We start from the raw sequence: 26198 nt of genomic DNA, 5'->3' as shown, positions 1-26198 counted from the left end.
TTTTGTTTAGCGGGCTTCAGCAGTAGGCTCTTATGGCCGGATTACGCGCTGAAACCTGACCCAGTAAAACGCAGGGCTGGACCGAAAAGTACAATAGTGGACTATTCAGTCAAGATTTTCACCGGGACTTGAAATTATATCATCTCAACTGTTGCTTGATTGTAACAACAAAGGGGCGCTAGGGTGCGGCCATGAAATTTGAAGAGACATTGACCGAAGGGCGGCTCATCAAGCGGTACAAACGCTTTCTGGCCGACGTGGAATTGCCGTCCGGCGAGGTGGTTGTCGCACACTGTGCGAACTCTGGCTCCATGCTAGGCTGCAAGGACCCGGGCAGTCGCGTGCTTTTGTCCCCGAACCGGAACCCCAAGGCCAAGCTGGACTGGCGCTGGGAAATGATCGAGGTGGACGGTTCGCTTGTGGGAATCAACACCAGCCACCCGAATGCCGTGGTCGCAGATGCAATTGAGAACGGTGCCATCCCCGAGTTGACTGGATTCAATTCGCTCCGGCGTGAGGTCAAATACGGTGTGAACAGCCGTATCGACATCCTGCTCGCGGACCCCGGGCTTTGTTATGTCGAGGTCAAGAACGTGACGTTGAAGGTGGGCGCGCAGGCGCAGTTTCCTGACGCGGTGACCACACGCGGCGCCAAGCACCTGCGCGAGCTCATAGACATGGTTGCCGAAGGACACCGCGCTGTCATGTTCTATCTGGTGCAGCGCAGCGACTGTGAGAGCTTCACGCCCGCCGCCCATATCGACCCCACCTACGCGGCAGGCCTCAGGGAAGCCGCAGAAAAAGGCGTTGAACTCCTGTGTTATACATGCGACCTCACGCCTGAAAAGATTGAGATTGCCGGAACGCTTCCCATTAAGTTGTGAGCGCACTAGAATACGGCGGTCTGAAGAAGGATAGAGAGATGAATTATGTAGACGCGCTCAGCGTGCCGGAAGCCCGCACCGGAGCGATCAAAATTCATGGCCCTGAAGCGCTTGACGGTATGCGCGCAGCGGGCCGCCTTGCCGCTGAAGTGTTGGATTATATCACGCCGCATGTACAGGCAGGCATCACCACGGAAGAGCTGGACCGCTTGTGTCATGATTTTATCACTGACCATGGTGCCGTGCCCGCGCCGCTCAACTATCGTGGTTTCCCGAAGTCGATATGTACCTCCATCAACCATGTGATCTGCCACGGCATTCCGGGGCCGAAAAAACTGCGTGAGGGCGATGCGCTCAATATCGACGTGACGGTCATTCTTGACGGTTGGTACGGCGACACCAGTCGCATGTTCTTTGTTGGCAAACAGAAGCTGCTGTCCGAGCGCTTGTGCATGGTGACGTTTGAAGCCATGTGGAAAGGCATTGAGGCCGTAAAGCCCGGCGCACGTCTTGGCGATATTGGCCACGCCATCCAGACCCATGTGGAAGCCCACCGCTATTCCGTCGTGCGGGACTTTTGCGGTCATGGCATTGGCCGCGTTTTCCATGATGAGCCAAGTGTGATGCACTTTGGCCGCCCGGGCACGGGGCCCGAGTTGAAGCCTGGCATGTTCTTCACCATTGAGCCGATGGTGAATGCCGGCAAGCCCGGTTCCAAGATCCTCGCGGACGGCTGGACCGCGGTCACGCGCGATAAATCGCTTTCCATGCAGTTCGAGCATACCTTGGCGGTCACCGAAGACGGCTATGAGGTCTTCACCAAATCGCCCAAGGGCTGGGAATGCCCACCCTACGACGTGAACGGATAAGGCACGCGGCCTGATGGGGGAGGGGGCCAAAGCGCAAAGTCATATGACCGGGCATCGTGCCCGGTTGAGGGAGCGTTTTCTGAGCGGCGGCCCGGATGGGTTGCCCGACTATGAGCTCCTTGAGCTTCTTCTTTGCCTAGCCATTCCCCGGCGCGATGTAAAACCCCTCGCAAAAGAATTAATCACCCGCTACGGCAGTTACGCTGGTGTGCTGAGCGCAGACGTAGACAGTTTGCGCGCGGCACCGGGGCTTGGTGACACGGCGGTCGCGGCGATCAAGACCGTGCAGGCGTCTGCCCTCCGGCTCGTGAAAGCAGGGGCGAGCGAAAAACCGGTCATGTCAAACTGGTCCCGCGTGCAGGAATATCTGCAGGGTGCCATGGCCCATATCCCGCGCGAACAGTTCCGAATCCTGTTCCTTGACCGCAAAAATACGCTGCTTGCCGATGTTGTCATGAGCGACGGCACCATCGATGAAGCGGCGGTTTACCCCCGCGAAGTCGTGCGCCGCGCGCTTGAACTTGACGCATCGGCGCTTATACTGGTTCATAACCATCCTTCGGGAGACCCAACGCCGAGCCGGGCAGACATCGCTATGACCAAAAATATTGTTGAGACATGCGACCGTATCGGCATCCGGGTGCACGATCATATTATTGTCGGGCGGACCGGGCAGGCGAGCCTGAAGGACCTTGGTTTAATGTAGTTTTAATAGCGGGCGGTTATGGTCGCGCGCAGTATATGAAATTTACAGGCACGGCGCTGCCACACGCGCCGCGAGATTGAGAGACCGATGTTTTGGGAACAAGTAGAATCTACTCGTCAGGCCCTTGAGGACCTGCCAATCTCAGCCAAGGTTGTGCTGATGTCCGCAAACGGCAAGGCACTTCTGATGCGCAAGGACAGCGGCATCTTCGACCTGCCGGGCGGCAAGGTGGAAAGTGGCGAAGACCTGTTTGGCGCACTCAAGCGCGAGGTGAAGGAAGAAACCGGCCTCAAGGTCAAGAAGGTCGAATTTATCTCGTCTTGGGTCAAACATCACCCAACTCTGGGTGACCGGCTGGTGCTTGTTTTCCATGGCCAGCTCAAAAAGCATTCCGATGACATAATTCTGCAACTCTCTTCCGAACATAACTGGGGGGAGTTCAAGGGACCGAAAGGCACCTTCAAGATCAAGGATATACCACCTGGCTATGCCAATGCTCTGCACATCTGTTTTGCGAGATATGGCAAGCCCTAACGGATGAGTGTCGAGCTTGTACGAGATCGAGCGTAAATTTCTGGTCGACAAATCGCGCCTGAAGCTTCCCAAAAAATTCAAATCCATTGAACAGGGTTACATCATGCGCGCGGAAGGCCGGTCCTTGCGTGTGCGCAAGGTGGATGGCGGCTATATCCTCACGCTCAAGATCGGCAAAGGCGCCCGCCGTGTTGAGATCGAACGCCCGCTTGATAAAGCCGAAGGTGCTGCGCTGATGCTACGCACCCTCGATCCTGTGATTGTCAAGAAACGCTATGCCGTCAAACACAAGGGCCACGTTTGGGACGTGGACGTGTTCAAGGGTGAGAACAAAGGCCTTGTGCTGGCGGAGGTCGAGCTTGACGACGAGGACGAAAAATTCGACCGACCGGACTGGGTCACCCGTGAGGTCACAGGTGACCAGCTTTTCCAGAACTCGACACTCGCGACCCACCCCATCTCCATGTGGCGGGAAGCGTTTGACGAATTTTGCCAGCCGCAAGAGGCGATGGCGGACTAATCCTTGTTCCGTTCGGCAATCTCAACCAAGCGCTTGTCGATGTCTGCGTGGCTATACCAGCGCCCGGCCGCCATAACGCCAGCCTGCTTGGTGAGGTTCAAAGCATCAAGGCGGGGGTCGGCGTCCAGCAGGATCAGGTCTGCGCGCGCGCCCGTCTCGATCACGCCAAAACGGTCCTTGTCGGCAAAATAACGGCCGGGGGCTGCTGTGCCGATTTCAAGAATTTGCTCTGGCGTCAGGCCCGCATCCACCATCACCTCAATTTCGCGCCAGATCGAGAAACCCGGCACGGAGAAGGTTTGCGGCGCATCGCTACCCATGGCGAGGTTAAGCCCGGCGTCAGCAAAAGCTTTCAAGAGCATCTGACGGTTTTTGATCACCAGTGCATTCGGGCGCGCATTCTGCGCCGTTTTCGCCCACTGTGCGCGCGTCTCGGCGGGCACATAGGCGTTCTCTTCGCGTGATAGCAGGGCATCAATTTCCGCGTCGCTCAGCGCGTCGCCAGCGCCGTAGCCACTATAAAATGTGTTGAAAAGCGCCTGTGTCGGCACGATCCAAGTGCCGCTGGGCCGGGTGATCGCAACCGCGCGGGCAAGCGCGTCTGCGCTCAGCTCGTGGCTTTCACCATCCAGCCACTCGATATAGCCGTCCATATGATCGATGGAGATTTGCCCTGCCTCAAGCGCATGCTCAATGCCCACATCTGCGGGCACATGGCCGCCAAACGGGTAATTCAGCGCGTTGGCGGTCTCTGCCATCGCATCGTATTCGTCGCGGCTCAGGCCCGGGTGAATTTTCTGCAGGTCCCAACCTTCGCTGGCGTAGCGCGTGGTTTTGGCTCGTGCTTCTTCGACCGAGCTGACGGAATTCCCGTTCAGGCTTGGGGCGGCGAGGTAGAGCATTGGGCCCACGATGTCACCTGCGTTGATGCTGTCCCGCATGGCAAATTGCGCCGCATCACCCAGCATGCCGCGCACCGTGGTGACACCGCCAGCAACATAGAGGAACAGGGTATCCTCGGCGCGTTCCGTGCTCCAGCTTGCAGGGGGTAGGTGGCCATGCATCTCCGTCATGCCGGGGATGAGGAACTTGCCGGTGCCGTCAATAACGGTCAGATCGCTGGTGGCGGGCAGAGGTGCCGCGTCGCTCCTGACGGCGACAATGCGGTCGCCTGAAATATGCACCGCGGCGTTTTCAGTCGCACCGCCTTCCCCCATGCTCAGCACAGTCACATTTTTGATGAGAATGTCACTGTTGCATTCAAGTGTCACAAACATGCTTATGAGTAAGCTGGCTATCATGCGCATAATGTTCCTCCTCGCCCGATGTTGCGGGTATGCTCAGGCGCGGAGCATTGGCTGTCAAGGAAACTTGCGGTGAGCGGCTGTTTCTGCTAGCAGGTCGGCAGATTTTTATTCCTGTATTTTCCGCTATGAGGAGCGCGCCCATGATCCCTCGTTATTCCCGCAAGCAAATGACCGACATTTGGGAAGCGGAAAACCGCTTCCGCATCTGGTTCGAAATTGAAGCCCACGCCTGTGACGCCAACGCAAAGCTGGGCCGTATCCCGGAAGCCGCGGCCAAAGCGGTGTGGGAGCGCGGCAAGTTCGAGGTTGCGCGTATCGACGAGATTGAGCGCGAAGTGAAACACGACGTGATCGCTTTCCTCACCAACCTCGCAGAACATGTGGGTGACGAAGCGCGTTTTGTGCACCAGGGCATGACGTCTTCCGACGTTCTTGACACCTGCCTTAGCGTGCAGCTGGTGCAAGCCGCCGACATTATCATCGACGATCTTGAGAAGCTCCTCGTGGTGCTCAAGCGCCGCGCGGAAGAGCATAAATACACCGTCTGCATCGGTCGTAGCCACGGCATCCATGCTGAGCCGGTGACCTTCGGTCTCAAGATGGCGCAAGCCTATGCAGAGTTCGATCGCTGCCTTGAGCGCATGAAAATGGCGCGCAAGGAAGTGGCGACCTGTGCGATCTCCGGCGCGGTTGGCACCTTCGCCAACATTGACCCGTTCGTGGAAGAATATGTGGCTGAGAAGATGGGCCTCGAAGTCGAGCCTGTGTCGACGCAGGTGATCCCGCGTGACCGTCACGCCATGTATTTCGCCGTGCTCGGTGTTGTCGCAAGCTGTATCGAGCGCCTGGCGGTTGAAATCCGCCACCTGCAGCGTACCGAAGTTCTTGAAGCCCAGGAGTATTTCTCCAAGGGCCAGAAGGGCTCTTCGGCCATGCCACACAAGAAAAACCCGATCCTGACCGAGAACCTCACGGGGCAGGCGCGTTACATCCGCGCCATGGCGATCCCGGCGATGGAAAACGTGGCGCTCTGGCACGAGCGCGATATCTCCCACTCGTCCGTTGAGCGTTACATCGGCCCGGACGCGACTGTGGCGCTTGATTTCTCCCTCGCGCGGCTGACGAACGTGATGGACCAGCTTCTGGTCTATCCAGAAAACATGCTCGACAACATGAACAAGATGGGCGGCCTGCCGAACAGCCAGCGCGTGCTGCTTGAGCTGACGCAGGCTGGTGTAAGCCGCGAGGACGCTTATCGCCTCGTGCAGGAAAACGCCATGAAGGTGTGGGACAGCCGCGGCGCGCTGCAGCTCCTCGATCTGCTGAAGGCAGACGAGACCGTGACGGCGAAAGTATCGCCCGCGCAGCTCGATGAGCTTTTCAATATGGATTACCACACCAAACATGTGGACACGATTTTCAAGCGTGTGTTCGGCGAATAAGCCGGGCGCTTGATGCGGATATGAGAAGGGCGGCCAATGTGCCGCCCTTTTTTTATTTCAGTGCACCATTCAGGAAATCCCTGACCGTTTGCATATAGAAGGCCTCATCCTCCGCCATGGTGGCGTGGCCGGCATCGGGCACAATCACGGTGCGGGAACCTTCGATCATGCCCGCGAACTTCTTGCAGCTTTTGGGCGCAGCTTCATCAAACTCACCACAGATCATCAGGCTGGGCACGGTGATGTTGTGTAGCCGCGCGCTGACGTCATAGTCATGGAGCGTGCCGGGGGCAAAAAACTCGGACGGGCCCCACATATATTCATACATGGCGGAGTTCCGCTTCGGGCCACCTTCGCGGTAATGGCCGCCGGGGCAGGGCGACTTGCGGCACATGTGGCGCTTGTAGAACTCAGCCTCCGCGCGGCGGTACTCCGCCGTATCGGTGGTGCCTGCGGCCTCATGCTTGCGGATGGTCTCAGCTACCTCGCTCGGCAACTGGTCAATCCATAGCTGGTTGTCGGCGATCCATGCCTCGGTGTTGATAAGCGGGCTTGAAAGAATAGCGGCTTTGAGCCCTTCAGGGCGACGCACGGCATATTCAGCCGCGAGTGTCCCGCCCCAGCTATGGCCCGCAATGATCACTTCCTCAAGGCCAAGCGCCTCACGGATATGGTCAATCTCGGCCACGAAACGTTCGACGGTCCAGTTATCCTTGTTGCCCGGGCGGTCCGAATTGCCGGTGCCAAGCTGGTCATAAAGGATGACGGGATATTCGTCCGACAGCGCCACATAGGGCATGTTGCCGCGGTGGGTACCACCCGGCCCGCCATGCATCATGATGATGGCGGGTTTCTTGTGCAGGTGCTCGGCACCGTTCATGCGGTACCAGATACGCCCGCCGTCTACTTCCACATAACCCGCAACCTCAGGGTCCTGATGCGCCGTGGCGGTAGGGGTGAGGAGCGCGAGTGAGAGCGCAGCGGCAACAAGCAGGCGTATCATAGACTGTCCTTAGGCAAGCGCCGCCGCATGGTGGCGCAGGTGGTCTTCGATGAAGGTGGAGATGAAGAAATAGCTGTGGTCGTAACCGGGGTGACGACGTAGCACGAGCTTCTGGCCCGCTTTTTCGCATGCAGCCTCAAAGAGCTCCGGCTTCAACTGGCCTTCAAGGAAATTGTCGGCCAAGCCCTGATCGATCAGGACTTCCGCATCATCCGCACCATGTTTCGCCATCAGCGCGCAGGCGTCATAATCCGCCCACGTGGCGCGGTCAGCACCCAGATAGCCGGTCAGCGCCTTTTCTCCCCATGGGCAATTCAGCGGCGAGACGATGGGCGCGAAGGCGGAAACGCTTTTATAAGCCGCGCGGTTCTTGAGCCAGATGGTGAGCGCCCCATGCCCGCCCATGGAGTGGCCGGTAATGCCCTGCCTGTCCATATCAGCGGGGAAGCTGTTCGCCACCACGCCCGGCAGTTCTTTCGTCACATAGCTATACATGCGGAAGTTTTTGGCCCATGGGGCCTCCGTCGCGTCTACATAAAAGCCTGCGCCCTTGCCGAAGTCATAGCCTTCATCGTCCGGCACTTCGTCGCCGCGCGGGCTGGTGTCCGGGCAGATGATCATGAGGCCCAGTTCCGCGGCCACACGCTGGAAACCTGCTTTCACAGTTGCATTATCTTCGGTACAGGTGAGGCCGGAGAGGTACCAGAGCACTGGTACCTTGCCATGCCTGGCCTGTGGCGGCGAGAAAACGGAAAACCGCATCTCGCAGCCAAGCTCAGCCGAGGTGTGTTTGTAATAGCCCTGCGTGCCACCAAAACAGGCGGTCTCGGAGATAACCTCGAACGACATCAGTATACCACCACCGAGCGGATGCTCTCGCCGTGGTGCATCAGGTCGAACGCCTTGTTGATGTCATCGAGCGGCATGGTGTGGGTGATGAGGTCGTCGATGTTGATCTTGCCGTCCATGTACCAGTCCACGATCTTGGGTACGTCGGTGCGGCCGCGCGCGCCACCGAAGGCGGAACCGCGCCACACACGGCCCGTCACCAGTTGGAACGGACGGGTGGAAATTTCCTGCCCTGCGCCCGCCACGCCAATGATGATGCTTTCGCCCCAGCCCTTGTGGCAGCACTCCAGCGCCTGGCGCATGGTGTTCACATTGCCGATGCATTCAAACGAATAGTCCGCGCCGCCGTTCGTGAGGTCCATGATGGCTTCCATCACGTCGCATTCCTTGGGGTTGATAAAGTCGGTCATGCCGAACTGGCGGCCCATGGCTTCGCGCGCCGGGTTGATATCAACGCCGACAATCTTGTTCGCGCCAACCATGCGCGCGCCTTGAATGACGTTAAGGCCAATGCCGCCAAGGCCGAACACCACAACGTTGGAACCGGGCTCAACCTTCGCATCAAACACCACGGCGCCCACGCCTGTCGTCACGCCGCAGCCGATGTAGCAGATTTTGTCAAACGGGGCGTCCTGCCGCACTTTCGCAAGCGCGATTTCAGGCAGCACAGTGTAGTTCGAGAAGGTGGAGCAGCCCATGTAATGGAGGATCGGCTTGCCGTCGATCGAGAAACGGCTGGTGCCGTCCGGCATCAGGCCCTGGCCCTGGGTTGAGCGGATGCTTTGGCACAGGTTCGTTTTCGGGTGCAGGCAATAATCACACTCCCGGCACTCGGGCGTGTAAAGCGGGATAACATGGTCGCCCGGCTTCAGGCTTTTCACGCCTTCACCAACCTCGAGCACCACACCAGCACCTTCGTGGCCCAGAATGGCCGGGAACGCGCCCTCAGGGTCATCGCCCGACAGGGTGAAAGCGTCGGTGTGGCACACACCCGTGGCTTTTACCTCAACCAGCACTTCACCGGCCTTCGGGCCTTCAAGGTCAACTTCCTCAACCGAAAGCGGCTTCCCGGCGCCCCATGCAACAGCTGCACGTGTTTTCATGATTATCCCCTTGATTATCTGGTACGGCTAGGTGATCCGACCGACAGAACTATATGTACTAAATCAGAATGACGAATTAGAGTGCAACCCGTCTTGGTCAAAGGTGTACCCAATATCTCTTTGGCCTTCAAGAAAACCGAAAGTGGCGAGGGGAATAAATGGCTGTGGATGTAAGCGCAGGGCTTGTGGTGATTGGGGATGAAATCCTTTCCGGCCGCACGCAGGACAAAAACATTTCCTACCTTGCCACATGGCTCAATGAAGCGGGTATCCAGCTGAAGGAAGTGCGCGTGGTGCCGGACGTGGAGGGTGAGATTGTCGCCGCCGTCAATGCGCTGCGCACGCGGTACGACTATTTGTTCACCACCGGTGGCATCGGCCCCACGCATGATGATATCACAGTGGACAGCATCGCTGCCGCCTTCGGTGTGCCTGCGGTTATGCATGAGGAAGCCTTCGCGCGGCTCGAAGCTTATTATGGGGCGGAGAATTTCACCCCGGCCCGCCAGCGCATGGCTCGCGTGCCAAAGGGTGGGCAACTGGTGGACAACCCGGTTTCCATCGCACCCGGCATCAATATTGATAACGTCTTCATCCTCGCCGGTGTGCCCAAAATCATGCAGGCGATGCTTGAGGATCTGCGCCCGCTCCTGCGCTCAGGCCGTAAGGTCTGGACCCAGTCACTCACCATCCACGCGCCCGAAAGTAAATTGGCGGACGGTCTTGGCGAGCTGCAGCGCAAGCACGCTGGTGTCAGCATTGGCAGCTATCCCTTCTATCACGCAGGCGTTGGCGCGCAGGTGGTGATCAGAAGCCCGGATGAGGGCGCGGTGGCAGATGCCATGGCCGACCTGCAGGCCTTCTGCCGCGAAAACGCCTTCTCAAGCGATGGCCCGAGCGAGATCGACTGATCGAGCGTATCCGGCCGCGCGCTCGCCCAAGAAAATGAACAGCGCTACCAGTTGTTTATTGTGATGGGCCGAAGCTTTGGTCTATAACCCGTGGCAGCTTCACGCCCCATGTGCCCGCATGGTGGAATGGTAGACACACAAGACTTAAAATCTTGAGACCGTATGGTCGTGCCGGTTCGAGTCCGGCTGCGGGTACCACTCTTATCTCCGATAAATATCAGAGAACGCCAGCTTGAACAGGCGGATGTAGGTTTGCGTGCCAGCGATGTGGATTACATCGGGCTTGAACTCTGTGATTGCGTCTTTCAGCACTTTCCTGAACGCCCACGCGTCGTTGAACGCAACCTCGGCCAACAACCTCCCTTCCAGCTTTGCTTTTTCGTAGTGCAGGTAGCCGCGGGTGCCGCTCAGGGCGATCTCGCGGACTGTGGCGCCGGTTTCCTCGAACTGCTTGAACAGGCCGTCACGGTCCTTGTCATCGGGCAGGGAGGCAAGGATGAGGGTGCGGGGGCCGGTGAAGGCTTCTCTGTAAAGCTCGCGGTCCGCGGAGGCGGCGTTGATGATGGCGTCATAGGCAATGTGGGTGCCGTTATATTCCACCCAGCCGAAGGAGGGGGAGGCGAGTTCTACCTCGCTTGTCACCTCATGGCCCAGATGCGCGGCAACCGCGCTGCGGGCGAGGCGGTCGTTGACCTCAAACCACGCCGGGTAGGCGGGCAGGCTGCGCGCGGGCGCGAGCGGGGCCGGTGGCGTGGGGATCAGCGTTTTGTAAGTTTCATAGACCGCGGGCAGGCATATGAGATACTCGCTGTTCCCCGCGACCGAAAGTTTGTCTGCCGCTATATCCTTGAGCGTGGGGCCGAGGCTCAAGGCATGTTCGAGCATGATGCTCGTGACAATGCTCACGTGGCTCGCGATCTGCCCCACCTCGTCATGGCGCGCGCCGCGGCCGGTCTCCAGTACAAAGTGGCTCACCCCCTGTTCCGCAAACCACACCAGCGCGATGAGCATGAACAGGCCGGAAGGCGAGAGGTAACCGCCCGCAGGCATGGCGGCCAGCAGCGCCTCGAGCCGGGGCGTGAGGCCGCTGTAGATGCGGGCAAAGTCGGCCTTGCTGACCTGCGTGCCGTTCACCTGCATGCGGTCCGTATGTTCAAGTTCTTCGGGCGAGACCAGAAGGCCCACAGTCGCCTCCGGCAGTTCCGCCTTCAGGTAGCGCGCCACAAGGCGGCTGGTGGTGCCTTTGCCCTTGCTGCCGGTGATGCGGATGGTGCGTTCAGGCGGGGGCAGCACGCCAAGCTCACGCGCGAGGGATATGATCGCCTCCGGCTGTCTGATCTCACGGTCGAACTTGCCCGCGTGGCCCGCCTTGGCCTTCATGTAGGAGGCGAAGATATGGTCCAGCGCTTCCTGATAGTTCATGGACGGGGGCATAAAGGCTGTCTCCTCGGGCGGCAAATGCGCCCAAGCTTTATGCGCCCCGCCGCCTGTTGGCAAGGCCCGCCGCGTGCTCAAGCGTCCATGCTGCCGATGATGGGCAGCACACGCAGCACCTCTGCGCGCTCGAACGTCAGCTCAGTGAAAGGGTTATACTGCTGCAGGAACAGCATGTCGCCGTCCCAGCGGTCAAACTGCTTCACGAGGCCACGGTGGCCCGCAAGCTCCACCAGCACAAAACAGCCTTTCCTCAGCTGTTTGGCAGGGTTCACATACACAAGGTCCCCCGGTGCGTATTTGGGCGCCATGCTGTCGCCGGTGACCACCACGGCAAAGGCGTCATTCACCCCTTCAAGCGAGGCAGGCCGGAAGGTCCAGTCAATGGCGCTTTCCTCCATCACCAGGTTGCCTTCATCGCCGCCCTGGGCACGGCCAAGGACCGGCAGGTCCCGCATGTAGCGGGCGGACCAGCGGCCCGACGCGCTGGGGGCGGAGGGGGAGCTGCCGAGGCTGCCGGAATTTCCGCCCGGCCATCTCAGGCCAAGGGGCTGGTTTGTGGTGCGGTGAAGGCGGTGGCTGAATGCGGGACGCTGCTGTGCTGACATCGTATGTTCTCCTTTTGTTCTATTATGCCTGAAACGCGCACAGAGGGAAGCGCAAAAGTTGCATAGGGTGCATTTTATCGCTGTGCCGCAGAAACGCTGGGCAGAGGGGTGTTTGACGTGCGTGTGCGGGCCCGCACATATCCCGCACACATGTTGCACACTTCTGGCACGGGTCTTGCTTATATGGGGGTGCGGTACTGTCGTGAGGGGGTGAAATAGCCCGTGACCGGTGACCAGGAAGAAGAAATAAGGCTATGACTTTAAAGGAAAAAATACAGGAATGGGATACGCGGACTGCTCAAGTGGGTAGTGCCGGTTCCGCATGTTTTGCCGGGTGGCAGAGCGTGCTTTCGGTATTTTTTGCCTTTGCAGTCTGTGTCTCTGTGAGGGGAGGCTTCGATGTCGCTTAACAGTATTCTGACAACGTCCCTGAGCGGCCTGTTCACCAACCAGTCGGCCATTCGTGTTACCTCGAACAACATCGCGAACGTGAACACCGAAGGCTATGCCCGCTTGCGGGTGAACACGGAAACCAACGTTCTGCAAGGCTCTTCGGCGGGTGTGAACATCTCCGAGATCGAACGTGTGGTTGACCGTTTCCTTGAAGGCGCGCTGCGGACGGCTGGCTCGAACACCTCGGAATTCTCGGTACAGCGCGAGTTTCATGACCGCCTGCAGGGTGTGCTTGGCGACCCGTCGTCCAACAGTTCGCTCTCTGCCCGTATTGACGATATTTTCAAGGCGATCTCTGACTTGGCGCTTAATCCGGCGGATGTACTGCGCCGCCAGCAGACGCTCTCCGAGATCAGCAGCTTTACCGACCAGATCAACCTGTTTCATGAGCAAATCCAGAACCTTAGGGCAGACGCCAGCCAGCAGATGTCCGAGACGGTGGAGCAGATCAACGAGGAACTGCAACGTATTGCAGAGCTTGATCCGCTCTTGAAACGCCAGAAAGCAACGGGCGGTGAGACCGGGGGGCTTGAGGGCCAGCTCGCGCTGTCGCTCAACAAACTTTCAGCGCTTGTCGACATCAAGGTGGAGCGTAACCCTGAAGGCGGTGTGGTTGTGACCACTCAGTCCGGCTATCCGCTTTATGATGGCGCGCTCTCGCAGCTTGAATATGACGCGCCGGGTGTTGTGGATTCGGGCACGCAGTTCCCGAACATCAATATCTACCGTGTCAATAGCGACACACTTGCGCAAACATCGACCGCGAAGGATTTCACGCAGCATGTGCGCTCCGGCAAGCTCGCGGGCCTTCTTGCCATGCGGGACGAGCAGCTTGTTGACCTGTCGCTCTCGCTCGGTGAAATGTCCGCGCGGGTGATGGATGAATTTAACGCGGTGCAAAACCAGTTTGCTTCCGTGCCACCGCCAAACAGCATGACCGGCAAGCAGACCATTGTGGATGCGGCGCATCCCACTGGTTTTACCGGCCAAACCACATTCGCAGTGCTCGATAGCTCGAACCGCGTGGTGAATAAAATCACCATCGATTTTGACGACACGGCAACCTACCCGGATATGCAAAGTGTGATCACCGCGGTGAACGGCGCGCTTGACGGTACGCTTAGCCTCACAAACGGTGTGATGAGCTTCACCGCGGACGACGCGACCCATGGTGTGGTGATTGCCGACGACACGACGAACCCGAGTGACCGGGCAGGGCGTGGTTTCAGCCATTTCTTTGGTATGAATGACCTGCTGACGGCGAGTTCAAGCGGTGTTTACGAGACCGGTGTCACCGGCACTGAAGCACACGGCATGGGCGCGACAGAAGCCATCACCTTCCGTGTCGTGGGTGCAAACGGTGCCGAGCTTGCCACTGTCAGTGTGCCTGTGGGCTCGACCACATCGTTCCAGGATATGGTCACAGCGATCAATAGCGGCGCGACCGGCGTTGGCAACTATTTCAACTTCTCGTTCGATGCCGATGGCCAGCTCAACTATGCCAACACCGCCAATTATGCCGGCGCGAAACTTGAGGTGGTGAATGACACCACCAGCATCGGTAGCACGGGCCTTGCGTTCACCGAAGCTTTTGGTATCGGCGATATGCATCACGCCAACGCGGCGCGGAACATTGAACTGAACCCGGCCATCAAGGAAGATCCGAACCGCCTTGCGCTGGCGCAGTTTGACCTGACGGCCGCTGCCGGCGAGGTTGCGCTTACGGACGGCGACCAGCGCGGCGCGCTTGCGTTCCAGCAACTTGAAACCGCGCTCGTGCACTTCGATGCAGCAGGTGAACTGAAGGCAAACTCGGTCACGCTCAGCCAATATGTTGCGCGGTTCCTTGGCAACGCAGGCCTACAGGCCCAGCGGGCCCAGAATTTGGAAGAAGATAACCTGGCGCTGCAGCAGGAAATTGCGCAGCGCAACGCCGACGTATCCGGCGTGAATATGGACGAGGAACTCGCGAACCTCGTGGTTTACCAGAACGCCTATGGTGCCGCCGCACGGGTGCTCAGCAGCGTGCAGGAGCTATACGATGCCCTGCTGGCTGCGGTGTAAGGAGAGAATAGATGGTAAGGGTTTCATCATTCGGCCAACAGCAGCTCCTGATCAGGGGCATCATGAACAACCAGAGCAAGGTGTTCGATGCCCAGCGTCAGATCGCAACCGGCAAGAAAACCGACGAATACCGTGGCCTTGCAGGCGAAACCGGTACCGTGCTGGGCGCGCGTTCGTTCAAGTCGCGCGTTGAAACGTACCAGCAAACCATCGATACGATCCGCGGCAAGCTGGATGCGAACGACGTGCAACTCGAGGGCATGATCGGCGCGATGGAGAAGATGAAAGAATCGATCCAGACGACGCTTGCCAACGGTCAGGCTGAAGGCTTTTCCGAGCTTCTGGACCAGACATTCAAGTTCGTGGTGAACTCGCTCAATACCAACTTTGATGGCACCTATCTGTTCTCGGGGGCTAAAACCGGCTCTGCCCCGGTGAACGTCAAAAACCTTACGGAGCTCGATACGGTGGCAACAACACCGGGTACAGTTGATGACGCGTTCGATAACGGCAACGTGGCCTTTGAGGCGCGCATTGCTGACGGGGTGGACCTCGAGTTCGGCCTGCTCGCGGATAATGTTGCGGGCGGTATTTTCCAGGAAATGCTCGACCTTTACAGATATGATCAGACTGATGAATTGCAGGGCGAGCTCTCGCAAACGCAGTTTGATTTCCTGCAAGGCCAGATCGCCAGTATCGATACCGCCATCAACAACCTGCGTCAGGTACATGTGTCGAACGGCCTTGCCTATGAGCGCCTTGAGGTGGTGGACGAGCAACACGCGGACACATCCGTGTTCCTTGAAACCTTCATCTCGGACCTTGAGGATGTTGATATTGCTGAGGCAATCACACGCCTCAACAACGATCAGGTCGCGCTTGAGGCTTCCTACCGCGCCATTGGTTCACTGTCGCAGCTTTCGCTCCTGAACTTCCTCTAGGACAGGCGTAAAGGCATTGCATTTCACTGCCGTGCGGATAGATTGGGCACGCTTGATCTATGGCAGAGGGATGTATTGTGGCAGTAACGGCTGAAGAATTCCGGCAAGGTATGCGCCGCTTGGGCGGTGCAGTGAATATCGTCACAGCGTCAGACGGGACCGTCTGGGCCGGCTTGACCGCAACTGCCGTAACCTCTCTGTCTGCCGAACCGCCAAAGCTGCTGGCCTGCATCAACCGGCAAGGTGTGACCTATGACATCGTCTCTCGCGGGCGTACCTTGGCCGTCAACGTGCTGGGGTGCAAACATCAAGCCCTCGCAATGCGTTTCGCAGGACTGAGTGGCGAGCCGGAGACCGAGCGCTTCAAGGACGGCGACTGGGCACCGGGTGTAACGGGTGCGCCGCTGCTTGCCGACGCGCTGGTGGGCTTTGATTGCCGGGTGGAAAGTATTCTCGATGCCGGTAGCCACGCCATCGTGATTGGCAATATCGAAGCAATCCACGTCGCGCCCGGCATGACGGATGACCCGCTTTGCTATATCGACGGCAAGTGGGCAACCCTCACAGCCCTTCCCGAATAGGCCTCCGCGCCGCATCGGTTCATCCATTTTTGACCGCAATCGAATTTTTACCTGTTTGCGCTAAAATTTTCTTTGCAACCGAATCGCAATATATTGACTCTACGAATCATTATGATTCGATATCTTGTGATTTTGAGCCGTTTTCGAGCGAATCGGATGAAGGAATGGCGCTAAAGTGTTGATTCTTGGTTAGGAATCTATATCCTTTGGGTCGCTAGGGATGTTTTTGAGTTGTTTCCGCATGGGGGTTGGGCCGTTTGGTGACCACCAAGTGCGGCAGGAGACGACCGTTGGTCAGCAAGGAATTAGAGAAGCTGCTGTTGCTCGCGAAGAATAAGTCTTCGGAGGGTCGCGCACGCCTTGTTGAAAATATCACCGATCTCTTCCTTTCCAACGAAGGTCGTTTGAGCGAACACGAACGGGCGTTGATGTCCGACATTCTTGGCAAGCTGGTCGGTCAGGTGGAAGCGGATATTCGCAAGGAGCTTGCAAGCTCCCTCGCCATCACTGGTACAGAGTTGCCCGACATTGTGAAAATGCTCGCGAGCGACGAAATCGAGATTGCCCGCCCGCTCCTGGAGAAAAGTGCCTTGCTCAAGGACCCGGACCTTATCGAAATCATCCGCATGCGTACGGATGAACACCGTATGGCGATTGCCATGCGGGATGACGTTTCCGAACAGGTATCCAACGCGCTCGTTGAATATGGCGGCGAGGATGTGATCGAGACGCTGCTGAATAATCACGACACTACGATCTCCAAGCGTGCCATGGAATATCTGGTCGCGGAATCGCGCCGTGTTGACCGTTTCCAGGAGCCGCTTTTGCAGCGCTCCGATCTGCCGGGGGACCTTGCCTACCGCATGTATTGGTGGGTTTCGGCCGCGCTGAGGAAGCGCATCCTTTCAGATTATGAGGTTGACCCGCTTGTGTTTGAACAGGCGGTCCGCCGAGCAGCCAATACCGTTCTGGTGGATCAGGGTGATGAGCAGAGCGCCTATGTGCGCGCGCAAAAGCTTGTGCGCCGTATGGCTGAAAACGGCGAACTCACGATCCAGTTTCTCGTGAATGCGCTACGGCAGCAGCGTGTGGCCGTGTTTGTGGCGGGTCTTGCTGAGCTTGGCGGCATCAATTTCCGGACGGCTTGGCGCATCTTCTCCGACAAGGGCGGGGAGAGCTTTGCCATTCTTGCCAAGGCGGTGGGCGTGGACCGCAATCAGTTTACCAGCATTTACCTGCTTGTTGTGCAGGCGCGCGAGGGCGGCGCGGCGAAATCGCCTGGGGTTTTGAAAGATATATTGGCGCTTTTTGACAGTACCAGCGAAGCCAATGCAAAGGGAGCATTGCAGGTTTGGCAACGTGACAGTGCGTATCAGGAAGCAATCGAAGAACTGGAAAGGGTAGGGTAGCCCAGCCTGTAGGGGGCACAGGGGCATGCTCGGGAGGATACCTGAATGAAGCTCGATAACCAGTTGGATGACGAAAAGATCGTCGATCTCGCGGGCCGCCGTAGTGGCGAAGCTGCAGACGGGGCCTTTGGGGCAAGCATCCAGCGCACACAATCTCGCCAGGTTGCCGCGAATGAGCAGGCACTAGGGCTTGTCGCTCGCATCATCATGGATGAAAGCCTGCCGTTTTATGTGTGTTCGCTCGATGGCACGGTTATTCATGTCAACGATCATTATAAATCGATAGACAAGGCGCTGGGCGAAATGACGCTCGCGCCCGGCGAAGCCCAGCTTGCTGGCCGCTTCGCTGTGCCTTCGCTGAAGCCGGTGATTGATGATGTGCTCGCAAGCGACACCACTGTGCGCGCGGAAGAGATTGTGCGCATTGGTGGGCATGAGCGTATTTTCCTTGGCCGCCACACCCCGGTGCGCAACGAGCGCGGCGATGTTGTTGCGGTTGCAGGTACCTATGAAGATGTAACCGCGCAGGTGCGTGGCATTGAAGAAGCGAACCGCACGCAAAGCCGGTTCCAGGACTTCGCCCGCGCAAGCTCTGACTGGTTCTTCGAATGTGACGCGGACATGCGTATTCGTTCGCTGTCTGACCGTTTTACGGCCATTGTTGGCCAGCCTGCCTCGCTTTTCATTGGTTCAAAGTTCGAACAGTTTGGCCGTTTTGAAGAAAACCTTGATGGTCGCATGGACGGCATTCAGGGCATCAAGATGCGCAAGCCGTTCCGTGAGCAGCTTTTTGTGGTCTCCGACCCAAGCGGCGAGGAATTGAAGTTCCACCTGTCTGCTGTGCCTGTGTTCGACCGCCAGACCGGCGATTTCCGCGGCTACCGCGGTGTAGGCATGGACGTGAGCGGGCGCTACAAACAGGCGTCAGAGGCGGACCAGATCCGCAAGAATCTCGAGACCTTGCTGCGTGAACTCACCCGCAAGAATTTGGCACTTGATGAAGCTACAGTGCAGGCGACAAGCGCTCTTCGCGCCAAGAACGAGTTCCTGGCGGCCATGAGCCACGAGCTGCGCACCCCGCTCAACGCCATCATCGGCTTTGCCGAAGCGTTCGAGCAGGAGACCTTTGGCGAACTTGAAAAAGCCTACCTCAACTATGCGACCGATATCCGTAAGTCCGGCCAGCACCTTCTGGGGCTGATCAACGATATTCTGGACGTTGCTGTCATTGAGAGTGGAGGTCTGTCGCTTTCAATCGACGAACTTTCGCTCGAGCAGGTTTTCCTCAAGGCCGTGCAAATGAACAAGGATGCTGCGATCAAGAAGTCGCTTGATATTGTAGCGCTTGCGGTGGAAAGCGATGCTTTCATCAAGGCTGACGACCGCCGCACGACACAGATTTTTGTGAACCTGCTGTCGAACGCGATCAAGTTTACGCCTGAAGGCGGCAAGATCGGCGCTGATATCGCGGTGAATACGTCCGCCAACAATGTTGCCATCGCCGTTTGGGATACCGGCATTGGTATCTCTGAAGAGCACATCGAACATGTGTTCGAGAAGTTCCATCAGGTGACGGAGCACATCTATTCGCGCAAGCAGGAAGGCACGGGCCTCGGGCTTCATATCAGCCGCGAGCTGGCGCGCAAGATGGGTGGCGATATTACGCTTGTCAGTGTGGAAGGTGAGGGCAGCCGCTTTACGGTAACCCTGCCGCTGGCCACGGGCACCGTGTCGGACGACGATAATTTTATCTGAGAATAAATAACCCGGAAAAATTCGGGACGGGAGTTGGGGCGCACGCGGGAAGACCTGCGGCGCCCCAATTTTATTATTTGGCGCTCAGGAAGTCGCGAATGTCTTTCACGAGCTTTTCAAGCGATGGCTCATGCACATACATCATGTGGCCGCTTTCATAGTAGGTGAAGGTCACGCGGTTTGTGTCGATGCCATTGGCGTTGAAAGTGTTTTCGGTCGCGAAGAACGGTGTCGCGAGGTCATAGTAGCCGTTGGCCACCAGCACACGGAAATCCTTGTTCTGGCGCATGGCTTCGCCCACATGCGGCGCCACATTCGGGTAGCCTTCGCTGTAGCCACGCTTGCGCGGCTCGGCCCAGTGGCGGCCAGGTGTGCCGGAAAGCACCTCATAGCGGCGTTCGATATCAACACCTAGGTCGTTGTGAAGATACTGGTAAATGCCTGCCGTATAGGCCGCATCAATGCCGTAGCCGGACGGGTCGCCATCAAAGGTGTCGCCAGTGCCTTCATAGTCGCGGCCTTTGTAGCGACTGTCGAGGCGGCCGGTGACAAACCCTTCGTCGCGCAGCAGTTCTTTCATGAAGCGCATGTTATTGACGCGAAGGTTCGCGTTCTTCACATACTGAAGGCTGAGGCCGGTGTAGCCTGCCACTTTTTCAGCAACTGCGTTGAACTCAGCGTCCGTCAGGCGGTTGCCTTGCAGAAGTGCACTTGCGTATTCACCAAGGGTGAAGCCGCGCACTTCTTCAATGAAGCCGTCAAGCGTGCGTCCTGCCTTGTCCACTTTGCCGTGATACCATGCGGTGGCAGCCATCGTCGGCAGGTAGGAGATATACGGAGTGTCGTTACCGGGCTGATAGCGTGCGGTCTGGAAATCGAGGATCGAAGAAATGAACACGATACCGTTCATCGCGATATCGGACCAACCGCCCTGCAGTTCTTCCATCAGCGCGGCCGCGCGTGTGGTGCCATAGCTTTCGCCGGAGAGGTATTTCGGGCTGTTCCAGCGCTTGTTTTTCACCAGCCACAGGCGGATGAACTCAGCGATGGACTGGGCGTCATTCTTGATGCCCCAGAAATCCTTGCCTTCGCCTTTGCCGATGGCGCGGCTATAGCCGGTGCCCACAGGGTCGATAAAGACCATGTCAGCCACATCAAGAATGGAAAGTGGGTTGTCTTCAAGGCGGAAGGGTGCTGCGCCGTCATCTTCCGCGTCGCTTGGCACCACAACCCGTTTTGGACCGTATACGCCGAGGTGCAGCCAAAGGCTGGCAGAACCCGGGCCACCATTGAAGATGAAGAAAACCGGGCGGTCGTCGCTCGGCTTCACGTCCGTCCGCAGATAGCTGACGGAGAAGATGGCGGCGGTTTCGTCACCGTCATCGTTCTTGAGGTATGTTTCACCAGCGATCGTCTTGTAGCGCAGCTTTACGCCATTAAAGCTTCCGGATTTCTCGGATTCATAGACTTTGGCAGCCTCAACTGGCGCTGCCTTTTTGTCTTTTTTGTCGTCAGCGATACTGGGCGCCACGACAAGGCCAGCCAAGGTAAGGCCAGCGATAATCTTTGATATGGTTTTCAATGTCAGTCCCCCTGATATTTGGATGCTCCCTCGCTAGCGCGCCGGGGCAATCCTGTCCGCCCAAAAGCGATCAAAGGTGCGCTTCAGTAGGCGAACTGTTCCGTGAAAATCCGCTCTGCGAGCGTATAGTCCTTGTCGAACATGAGGGTGAAGGAAACGTCGGGTGCTTCCTCGACCACCACATGGCGCACGTCCCGCACTTCGTGCATGTCCGCAACGGCGGAAACCGGTCGCTTTTGCGGCTGGTTGATCGAAAATTCCACGCATACATGGCGCGGCAGCAGGGCACCACGCCAACGCCGTGGCCGGAAGGCGGAAAGCGGTGTGAGCGCAAGAAGGTCAGAGCCTAGTGGAATGATCGGGCCATGCGCCGAAAGGTTATAGGCGGTGCTACCGGCAGGTGTTGCCACAAGCACGCCGTCGCCGACCATTTCAGGCATACGGACCTTGCCGTCGATCGAGATGCGCAGTTTGGCCGCCTGCCGCGTTTCCCGCAGCAGCGAGACTTCGTTGACCGCCAGATATTCCACCACTTCGCCGTCGCAGCGCGTGGCGCGCATGCGCAAAGGATGCATGGTGTAGCTCTCGGCCTGCGCCAGGCGGTCCATCAGGTCCTCATCCCCAAATTCGTTCATGAGGAAGCCGACAGTACCCTTGTTCATGCCGAAAATCGGGATGTTGCGGCCCATATAGGCATGCAGCGTCTGCAGCATAAAGCCGTCACCGCCGAGGGCGACGATCACGTCGGCTTCCTTGGTGCTGACCGCTTTAAAACGGTTCCGTAACAATTGTGCTGCTTGCCCGGCCTCGCCGAACTCGCTCGCAATGATCGCGATTTTCATATGGTGTGTCCCTTAACTGAGAGGGAGTATAAGGCAATTTTGCGCGAGGGCGAGGGAGAATTTATTGCCTGATAATTCAGGCGCTTAGGCTGTACAGCTTATCCGCCGGTCTGGCTCATGTGTCGCCCGACCTTACCAACCATCTGCCCACCCTGCATGGCGAAGTCATGGCCCTTTGGTTTTGCACCAATCGCGCGGTCAAGCGCTGAATGAAGGTCGCCTTGTGGGTTGTCGGAGCGGAGCGCTGCTCTGAGGTCAACGTGATCGTCTTGCCCGAGGCACATGTATATGCGGCCCGTACAGGTCACGCGCACACGGTTGCAGCCGTCACAGAAATTGCCGGTCAGCGGCGTGATAAGGCCGAGCCGTCGGCCTGTGTCACCAATATTGAAGTACCGCGCAGGGCCTCCTGTGCGGTGGCCGGACGGTGTGAATTGCCAACGCGTCTTCAAGTCCGCCATCACGGCGGTTAGCGGCAGGTAATTATCTTCCCGTGCGTCAGCCACGTCACCGAGCGGCATGGTCTCAATAAGCGTAAGGTCCAGCCCCTCGCTCACGCACCAGGCAAGCAGGTCAGCCAGTTCGCCATCATTCCCGCCTTTGAGCGCGACGGTATTGATTTTGACAGCAATGCCAGCGTCGCGTGCGGCGGCAATACCGGCCAGCACGTCCTCAATGCGGTCACGGCGGGTGATTTCGGCAAATTTCTCTGCGTTCAGGGTGTCGAGCGACACATTGATACGCTTTACACCTGCGTTTGCGAGGTCGCGCGCCATCGGCACAAGTTGGGTGCCGTTGGTGGTGAGGGTGATTTCGTCAAGATTGCCACGGCCAACTTCTTGCCCGAGCGCATCAACAAGCCACAGGATATTTTTGCGCACGAGCGGTTCACCGCCTGTCAGCCTGATGCGCCGCACACCACGCTCCATAAACGCGCGCGAAAGTGTCAGCATTTCCTCAAGTGTCAGTACCTCGGGCTTTGGCAGGAACGTCATATGTTCCGCCATACAGTAGCGGCAGCGAAGGTCACACCGGTCTGTTACAGACAGGCGCAAATAGGTAATGCTGCGCCCAAACGGGTCCTTGAGCGGCGTCGCGGCCGGGGTATGCGAATAAGTGTCGGGCATAAGCGCAATGTTGGCATTCGCGCGGTCGCCGTCAAGTCATTAGAATGTGATGAGGAGAGGGCGGGTTAGCCCTTGTCGTCCAAAAGGGAGCCGAGAGTTTCGTCCACGCGCTGGAAAACCCTGGCGTTGGCTTTGAAGGCGTGCTCTTCGGCCTTGAGGTCAACCATCTGCTGCAGAAGGTCTGAGTAACCGACGCCGCCACCTGGCGCAGCCACAGGCGCGCCGCTTGCGGGCTTTTGCGTACCTTGTTCCGGACTGTCTTCCAGGGTGAACGACGCAGCTTCACCGGTTGCCTTCAGGATCTCCTGGGCTATGTCAGTAGCGCGGCGTTCTGCTTTCAGCATGCCGCCCGCGGCAATTTTGAGTGCGTCGATCATATTCTGTGATCCCTTGGTTTCCGGGCCATCATATACAGATTTTCTGAAATGCGCTTTAAGAATTGTGTACAATTTTAGCCATTGTTGGAGCGCCAGCGGCGAAAGGGATTTTTTATGCAGATAGACGTAGTGATTGATGTAGTGTGCCCATGGTGTTTTGTTGGCAAGAGACAGCTCGATCGTGCCCTTGAGATGCGCCCGGGCGTTGTCACTTCAGTGCGCTATCTGCCCTACCAGCTCTCGGCGGAGACGCCAGCAGAAGGCGTAGACCGCAACGAATACTACGAGAAGAAGTTTGGCAACAGCCCACAGTTTCAGGCAGCACGCCAGCATCTGCGGACGCTAGGTGAGGCGCTTGGCATACAGTTCGATTTCGAGAGTGAATGCCGCATTGCCAATACGCTTGATGCGCATCGTCTTCTTCGCTGGGGCTACGGTGCTGGCGTACAGCCACAATTGGCTGACGCCCTGATGAAGGCTTACTTCGAGGACTGTGAGTTTCTGGGCGACCGGGAATTGCTTGCTTCCATTGCAGGGCGCGTTGGCATGGACGAAAATCTGGTACGCGAACTTCTCGCAACCGACCGTGACAAGGCTGAGACACAGAATGATATCATGCAGGTGCAGCGCATGGGCGTAAGTGGCGTGCCGCTTTACATCCTCGACCAACGCGTGGGGCTTTCTGGTGCGCAGGGAGAAGCCACCATTGCCGACGCCATTGACCGTGTCAGCGCTGGCGAGTAGGCCTGCCCGAAACGAAAGGAGCATCCCTTAGGGAAAAAGGGATGCTCCGCTCGGTACAATGGGGGTACTCAAAACCCCGACCTAGGGTGGAGGTCGGACAGGAACCGGAGAGGATGGGGGCCTCCCCGTTATACGGGTACCCGTTTTGGGAGTGCGGATACCCGATCTCGTGGTCCGTTAGAAGCGTGCCAGAAGGCCTGCTTTACCGGTCCATTGTTTGATGCCGTCACCGTAGGTGGTGTAATCCACACCGGTACGAAGGCTCAGGCCGTTTGCGATTGCGCGCTCATAGCCCGCACCAAAGCGCCACCCACCTTCTGTGAAGCTGTCTTCGATGCCTGCTTCCGTTACGTCGAAGCGTGTACGGGCGTAACCCGCTTTACCGTAGACAAGGTTGTTGCCGTCGGCGCCAAAGGCTTGACCAAGGATCAGCGAGCCGCTGTATTCATAATCGGTGTTGCGGGAATTCTGTTGGTTATAGCCGGTGTCACCGAAGGTACCTTCAACACCGAGAACCATGTTGCTTTCAGACTGGATGCGGTAGCCGAGCACACCACCGTAATAGATGCTGCGATCACGCTTCTCAGCAGATGACATGCGGGTCCAGTCAACGCCAGCTTCGGCGCCTGCATACATACCCTCAAATGGTTTTGCATCCTGCGCGGCTGCTGCACCTGCAAGAAGTGCGGTTGCGGCGGTGGTTGCGATAAGCGTTTTCAATACTTTCATAGGTCGTCTCCAAATCTATCCATTGCTGCTAGCCAAGGTTTTTGTTGTGGCTTGGATGATTGGACTTTCGCGCCCGACTGGGGCCGCGAAATGGATGGGAAACGGCGGAAATAAGAAAAATTATGTCTTTTTGTGGCGGCCAGATGAACGCTTGTTCAGGCGGGATGGGTAGCTGTCCCGGACAGCTACCCATGCTCGGGTCAATTGCTGCGCGTGGCGGGGCGCAGCAGGACGATGGTTGCGAGAAGGGCCGACAACACACTGGCTGCCAGCACGCCGAGACGCACATCTGCGTTCATCTCAGGGGAACTGTAGGCAAGGCTGCCGATAAAAAGGCTCATGGTGAAGCCGATACCGGCAAGGTGGCCCGCCCCCCAGATGTGGCGCATGGTCAGGCTGCCCGGCAGCTTGGTCTTGAACAGATAGACGGCGGCCAGCGCGCCAGCGATCACACCGATAGGTTTGCCAATAGCGAGACCTGCCAGCACACCAAAGCTGACTGGCTCAAGCACGCTCGCGAATGTCAGGCCTGCGAGCGACACACCGGCGTTAGCAAAAGCAAACAGCGGCAGGATCATCAAGGTTACCGGGTTCTGGAGGTTATGCTCCAGATCCTCAAGCGGGGAATGACCCTCGTGGTCTTTTGTCGCCGGGATTGCGAGGCCAACGGCCACACCAGCCAGCGTAGCGTGCACACCGGACTTCAGGACAAAGAGCCAGATCAGTGCGCCAAGGAACAGATAGGCGGACGTGTTGCGCACCCCAAACCGGTTGAGCACAAAGAGGCCCACACAGCCCGCCAGCGCGAGCGAAAGCGAAAGCGTTGACAGGTCGGCGGTATAAAAGGCGGCGATAATGATCACTGCACCAAGGTCATCAAGGATGGCGAGCGTGAGCAGGAACAGCTTCAACTCGGGCGGCACGCGTGAGCCGAGAAGCGCGAGCACACCAACCGCAAAGGCGATGTCGGTTGCGGTGGGAATAGCCCAACCGGCCATGGCTTCCATATTGCCGCCGTTCACCAGCCAGAAGGCAAGGGCAGGCACCGCCATGCCGCCCACGGCTGCGAGGCCGGGCAGGGCGACAGATTTCATGTCGGACAGCTCGCCAGACGTGACTTCACGTTTGATCTCAAGCCCCACCAGCATGAAGAAGATCGCCATCAGGCCTTCATTGATCCAGAGAAGCAGAGGTTTCGAGAGGCCATAATCGCCAACCGAGATGGTGCCCTCCGCAAGAAGCAGCCGTTCATAGGCGGGCCCGAGTGCTGAGTTGTTGAGAATAATCGCGAACAAAGCTGCTGCAATAAGCAGCAGGCCACCAATAGCGTCAGGCGAAAGTCTGAGTTTCATGCAAGTCTCCCACGTTTCGTCAGCATATGGAGACAGTGCAGTGCTTTACAAGATTAATCCGACCAAAATCGT

General features: G+C 57.9%; 25 protein-coding genes and 1 tRNA gene. 14 read left to right on the top strand and 12 right to left on the bottom strand.

Translation table 11 applies throughout. From position 1 onward, the window contains the following. The first annotated feature begins 191 nt into the window (after nucleotides 1-191). The 5 genes from sfsA to B150_RS21745 all read left to right on the top strand — a co-directional run bounded on the left by sfsA (nucleotide 192) and on the right by B150_RS21745 (nucleotide 3513). A complete protein-coding gene (gene sfsA / locus B150_RS0117395; protein ID WP_020401225.1) occupies nucleotides 192-884 on the top strand; it encodes a DNA/RNA nuclease SfsA in 693 nt (230 codons plus the stop codon). Nucleotides 885-922: 38 nt separating this feature from the next. Next, complete coding sequence (gene map, locus B150_RS0117390; RefSeq protein ID WP_020401224.1) at nucleotides 923-1753, top strand: type I methionyl aminopeptidase; 831 nt, start codon at nucleotides 923-925, stop codon at nucleotides 1751-1753. Between the two features lie 43 nt (nucleotides 1754-1796). After that, nucleotides 1797-2459 (top strand): RadC family protein, encoded by a 663-nt coding sequence (gene radC, locus B150_RS0117385; protein WP_202899785.1) that lies wholly within the window; start codon nucleotides 1797-1799, stop codon nucleotides 2457-2459. An 87-nt stretch (nucleotides 2460-2546) separates the two neighbouring features. Then, the gene (locus tag B150_RS0117380) at nucleotides 2547-2993 is read left to right on the top strand and encodes an NUDIX domain-containing protein (RefSeq protein WP_020401222.1); all 447 of its coding nucleotides are present in this window, start codon (nucleotides 2547-2549) and stop codon (nucleotides 2991-2993) included. A 7-nt stretch (nucleotides 2994-3000) separates the two neighbouring features. Continuing rightward, nucleotides 3001-3513: a CYTH domain-containing protein gene (locus B150_RS21745; RefSeq protein ID WP_081611519.1), complete on the top strand. Its 513-nt coding sequence runs from the start codon at nucleotides 3001-3003 to the stop codon at nucleotides 3511-3513. Here B150_RS21745 and B150_RS0117370 read toward each other — a convergent pair. Beyond that, a complete protein-coding gene (locus tag B150_RS0117370; protein WP_025897445.1) occupies nucleotides 3510-4820 on the bottom strand; it encodes an amidohydrolase family protein in 1311 nt (436 codons plus the stop codon). The two genes, B150_RS21745 and B150_RS0117370, sit on opposite strands and share 4 nt — an antisense overlap. 140 nt (nucleotides 4821-4960) lie before the next feature. Between B150_RS0117370 and purB the strand changes: the two genes are divergently transcribed. Then, nucleotides 4961-6262, top strand: coding sequence for an adenylosuccinate lyase (purB, locus tag B150_RS0117365; protein WP_020401219.1), 1302 nt, complete (start codon nucleotides 4961-4963; stop codon nucleotides 6260-6262). 52 nt (nucleotides 6263-6314) lie between these two features. On the opposite strand, the gene B150_RS0117360 is transcribed toward purB, so the two are convergent. From B150_RS0117360 to B150_RS0117350, 3 genes are read right to left on the bottom strand one after another with little or no spacing between them, the layout of a single operon-like run. Beyond that, nucleotides 6315-7265, bottom strand: a complete 951-nt coding sequence (locus tag B150_RS0117360; RefSeq protein ID WP_020401218.1) for a proline iminopeptidase-family hydrolase — start codon at nucleotides 7263-7265, stop codon at nucleotides 6315-6317. A 9-nt stretch (nucleotides 7266-7274) separates the two neighbouring features. Continuing rightward, nucleotides 7275-8114, bottom strand: a complete 840-nt coding sequence (gene fghA, locus B150_RS0117355) for an S-formylglutathione hydrolase (RefSeq protein WP_020401217.1) — start codon at nucleotides 8112-8114, stop codon at nucleotides 7275-7277. Next, on the bottom strand, nucleotides 8114-9217 hold the full coding sequence (locus tag B150_RS0117350; RefSeq protein ID WP_020401216.1) for an S-(hydroxymethyl)glutathione dehydrogenase/class III alcohol dehydrogenase: 1104 nt from the start codon (nucleotides 9215-9217) through the stop codon (nucleotides 8114-8116). The genes fghA and B150_RS0117350 overlap by 1 nt, the downstream gene beginning before the upstream one ends. Before the next feature lie 158 nt (nucleotides 9218-9375). Between B150_RS0117350 and B150_RS0117345 the strand changes: the two genes are divergently transcribed. Next, nucleotides 9376-10128, top strand: coding sequence for a competence/damage-inducible protein A (locus B150_RS0117345; protein ID WP_020401215.1), 753 nt, complete (start codon nucleotides 9376-9378; stop codon nucleotides 10126-10128). A gap of 112 nt (nucleotides 10129-10240) precedes the next feature. After that, nucleotides 10241-10326 (top strand) — tRNA-Leu (locus B150_RS0117340). Nucleotides 10327-10329: 3 nt separating this feature from the next. Here the strand turns inward: B150_RS0117340 and B150_RS0117335 are convergent. Further along, entirely contained in the window at nucleotides 10330-11562 is a 1233-nt protein-coding gene (locus B150_RS0117335; RefSeq protein WP_020401214.1) for a folylpolyglutamate synthase/dihydrofolate synthase family protein, read from the bottom strand. A 77-nt stretch (nucleotides 11563-11639) separates the two neighbouring features. Continuing rightward, on the bottom strand, nucleotides 11640-12170 hold the full coding sequence (locus tag B150_RS21740) for a S24 family peptidase (protein ID WP_025895974.1): 531 nt from the start codon (nucleotides 12168-12170) through the stop codon (nucleotides 11640-11642). Nucleotides 12171-12569: 399 nt separating this feature from the next. On the opposite strand from B150_RS21740, the gene flgK reads away from it, so the two are divergent. The 5 genes from flgK to B150_RS22725 all read left to right on the top strand — a co-directional run bounded on the left by flgK (nucleotide 12570) and on the right by B150_RS22725 (nucleotide 19373). Then, a complete protein-coding gene (gene flgK / locus B150_RS0117325; RefSeq protein WP_020401213.1) occupies nucleotides 12570-14687 on the top strand; it encodes a flagellar hook-associated protein FlgK in 2118 nt (705 codons plus the stop codon). A gap of 11 nt (nucleotides 14688-14698) precedes the next feature. Next, complete coding sequence (locus tag B150_RS0117320; protein WP_020401212.1) at nucleotides 14699-15628, top strand: flagellin; 930 nt, start codon at nucleotides 14699-14701, stop codon at nucleotides 15626-15628. 77 nt (nucleotides 15629-15705) lie between these two features. Beyond that, on the top strand, nucleotides 15706-16209 hold the full coding sequence (locus B150_RS21735; RefSeq protein ID WP_020401211.1) for a flavin reductase family protein: 504 nt from the start codon (nucleotides 15706-15708) through the stop codon (nucleotides 16207-16209). Between the two features lie 290 nt (nucleotides 16210-16499). Next, nucleotides 16500-17618: a DUF2336 domain-containing protein gene (locus B150_RS0117310; RefSeq protein ID WP_020401210.1), complete on the top strand. Its 1119-nt coding sequence runs from the start codon at nucleotides 16500-16502 to the stop codon at nucleotides 17616-17618. A 45-nt stretch (nucleotides 17619-17663) separates the two neighbouring features. After that, the gene (locus B150_RS22725) at nucleotides 17664-19373 is read left to right on the top strand and encodes a sensor histidine kinase (RefSeq protein ID WP_020401209.1); all 1710 of its coding nucleotides are present in this window, start codon (nucleotides 17664-17666) and stop codon (nucleotides 19371-19373) included. Nucleotides 19374-19446: 73 nt separating this feature from the next. Here the strand turns inward: B150_RS22725 and B150_RS0117300 are convergent, their stop codons facing one another. The 4 genes from B150_RS0117300 to B150_RS21725 form a co-directional block, all read right to left on the bottom strand. Continuing rightward, the gene (locus B150_RS0117300) at nucleotides 19447-20946 is read right to left on the bottom strand and encodes a S10 family peptidase (RefSeq protein ID WP_425311196.1); all 1500 of its coding nucleotides are present in this window, start codon (nucleotides 20944-20946) and stop codon (nucleotides 19447-19449) included. Nucleotides 20947-21038: 92 nt separating this feature from the next. After that, nucleotides 21039-21797: an NAD kinase gene (locus B150_RS0117295; protein WP_020401207.1), complete on the bottom strand. Its 759-nt coding sequence runs from the start codon at nucleotides 21795-21797 to the stop codon at nucleotides 21039-21041. A gap of 98 nt (nucleotides 21798-21895) precedes the next feature. Further along, nucleotides 21896-22924 carry a GTP 3',8-cyclase MoaA gene (gene moaA / locus B150_RS0117290; protein ID WP_020401206.1) on the bottom strand — a complete coding sequence of 343 codons (1029 nt, stop codon included), beginning with the start codon at nucleotides 22922-22924 and terminating at the stop codon, nucleotides 21896-21898. Between the two features lie 65 nt (nucleotides 22925-22989). After that, nucleotides 22990-23301, bottom strand: coding sequence for a hypothetical protein (locus tag B150_RS21725; protein WP_020401205.1), 312 nt, complete (start codon nucleotides 23299-23301; stop codon nucleotides 22990-22992). 114 nt (nucleotides 23302-23415) lie between these two features. Here B150_RS21725 and B150_RS0117280 point away from each other — a divergent pair, with 114 nt between their 5' ends. Beyond that, the gene (locus B150_RS0117280; RefSeq protein ID WP_020401204.1) at nucleotides 23416-24045 is read left to right on the top strand and encodes a DsbA family oxidoreductase; all 630 of its coding nucleotides are present in this window, start codon (nucleotides 23416-23418) and stop codon (nucleotides 24043-24045) included. A gap of 177 nt (nucleotides 24046-24222) precedes the next feature. Here the strand turns inward: B150_RS0117280 and B150_RS0117275 are convergent, their stop codons facing one another. Together B150_RS0117275 and nhaA are read right to left on the bottom strand one after the other, a co-directional pair. Then, nucleotides 24223-24774 carry an outer membrane protein gene (locus B150_RS0117275; protein WP_020401203.1) on the bottom strand — a complete coding sequence of 184 codons (552 nt, stop codon included), beginning with the start codon at nucleotides 24772-24774 and terminating at the stop codon, nucleotides 24223-24225. Between the two features lie 200 nt (nucleotides 24775-24974). After that, entirely contained in the window at nucleotides 24975-26126 is a 1152-nt protein-coding gene (gene nhaA / locus B150_RS21720) for a Na+/H+ antiporter NhaA (RefSeq protein WP_020401202.1), read from the bottom strand. Nucleotides 26127-26198: the final 72 nt, after the last annotated feature.

The sequence above is a fragment of the Kordiimonas gwangyangensis DSM 19435 = JCM 12864 genome (assembly GCF_000375545.1).
GTDB lineage: Bacteria > Pseudomonadota > Alphaproteobacteria > Sphingomonadales > Kordiimonadaceae > Kordiimonas > Kordiimonas gwangyangensis.
This window is presented reverse-complemented; position numbering and strand designations above follow the sequence as displayed.

Bases quoted from the DNA above. Each gene is read 5' to 3' on its own strand.
- sfsA (WP_020401225.1), top strand. From the start codon at position 192: ATGAAATTTGAAGAGACATTGACCGAAGGGCGGCTCATCAAGCGGTAC.
- map (WP_020401224.1), top strand. From the start codon at position 923: ATGAATTATGTAGACGCGCTCAGCGTGCCGGAAGCCCGCACCGGAGCG.
- radC (WP_202899785.1), top strand. From the start codon at position 1,797: ATGACCGGGCATCGTGCCCGGTTGAGGGAGCGTTTTCTGAGCGGCGGC.
- B150_RS0117380 (WP_020401222.1), top strand. From the start codon at position 2,547: ATGTTTTGGGAACAAGTAGAATCTACTCGTCAGGCCCTTGAGGACCTG.
- B150_RS0117370 (WP_025897445.1), bottom strand. From the start codon at position 4,820: ATGCGCATGATAGCCAGCTTACTCATAAGCATGTTTGTGACACTTGAA.
- purB (WP_020401219.1), top strand. From the start codon at position 4,961: ATGATCCCTCGTTATTCCCGCAAGCAAATGACCGACATTTGGGAAGCG.
- B150_RS0117360 (WP_020401218.1), bottom strand. From the start codon at position 7,265: ATGATACGCCTGCTTGTTGCCGCTGCGCTCTCACTCGCGCTCCTCACC.
- fghA (WP_020401217.1), bottom strand. From the start codon at position 8,114: ATGTCGTTCGAGGTTATCTCCGAGACCGCCTGTTTTGGTGGCACGCAG.
- B150_RS0117350 (WP_020401216.1), bottom strand. From the start codon at position 9,217: ATGAAAACACGTGCAGCTGTTGCATGGGGCGCCGGGAAGCCGCTTTCG.
- B150_RS0117345 (WP_020401215.1), top strand. From the start codon at position 9,376: ATGGCTGTGGATGTAAGCGCAGGGCTTGTGGTGATTGGGGATGAAATC.
- B150_RS0117335 (WP_020401214.1), bottom strand. From the start codon at position 11,562: ATGCCCCCGTCCATGAACTATCAGGAAGCGCTGGACCATATCTTCGCC.
- B150_RS21740 (WP_025895974.1), bottom strand. From the start codon at position 12,170: ATGTCAGCACAGCAGCGTCCCGCATTCAGCCACCGCCTTCACCGCACC.
- flgK (WP_020401213.1), top strand. From the start codon at position 12,570: ATGTCGCTTAACAGTATTCTGACAACGTCCCTGAGCGGCCTGTTCACC.
- B150_RS0117320 (WP_020401212.1), top strand. From the start codon at position 14,699: ATGGTAAGGGTTTCATCATTCGGCCAACAGCAGCTCCTGATCAGGGGC.
- B150_RS22725 (WP_020401209.1), top strand. From the start codon at position 17,664: ATGAAGCTCGATAACCAGTTGGATGACGAAAAGATCGTCGATCTCGCG.
- B150_RS0117295 (WP_020401207.1), bottom strand. From the start codon at position 21,797: ATGAAAATCGCGATCATTGCGAGCGAGTTCGGCGAGGCCGGGCAAGCA.
- moaA (WP_020401206.1), bottom strand. From the start codon at position 22,924: ATGCCCGACACTTATTCGCATACCCCGGCCGCGACGCCGCTCAAGGAC.
- B150_RS21725 (WP_020401205.1), bottom strand. From the start codon at position 23,301: ATGATCGACGCACTCAAAATTGCCGCGGGCGGCATGCTGAAAGCAGAA.
- B150_RS0117280 (WP_020401204.1), top strand. From the start codon at position 23,416: ATGCAGATAGACGTAGTGATTGATGTAGTGTGCCCATGGTGTTTTGTT.
- B150_RS0117275 (WP_020401203.1), bottom strand. From the start codon at position 24,774: ATGAAAGTATTGAAAACGCTTATCGCAACCACCGCCGCAACCGCACTT.
- nhaA (WP_020401202.1), bottom strand. From the start codon at position 26,126: ATGAAACTCAGACTTTCGCCTGACGCTATTGGTGGCCTGCTGCTTATT.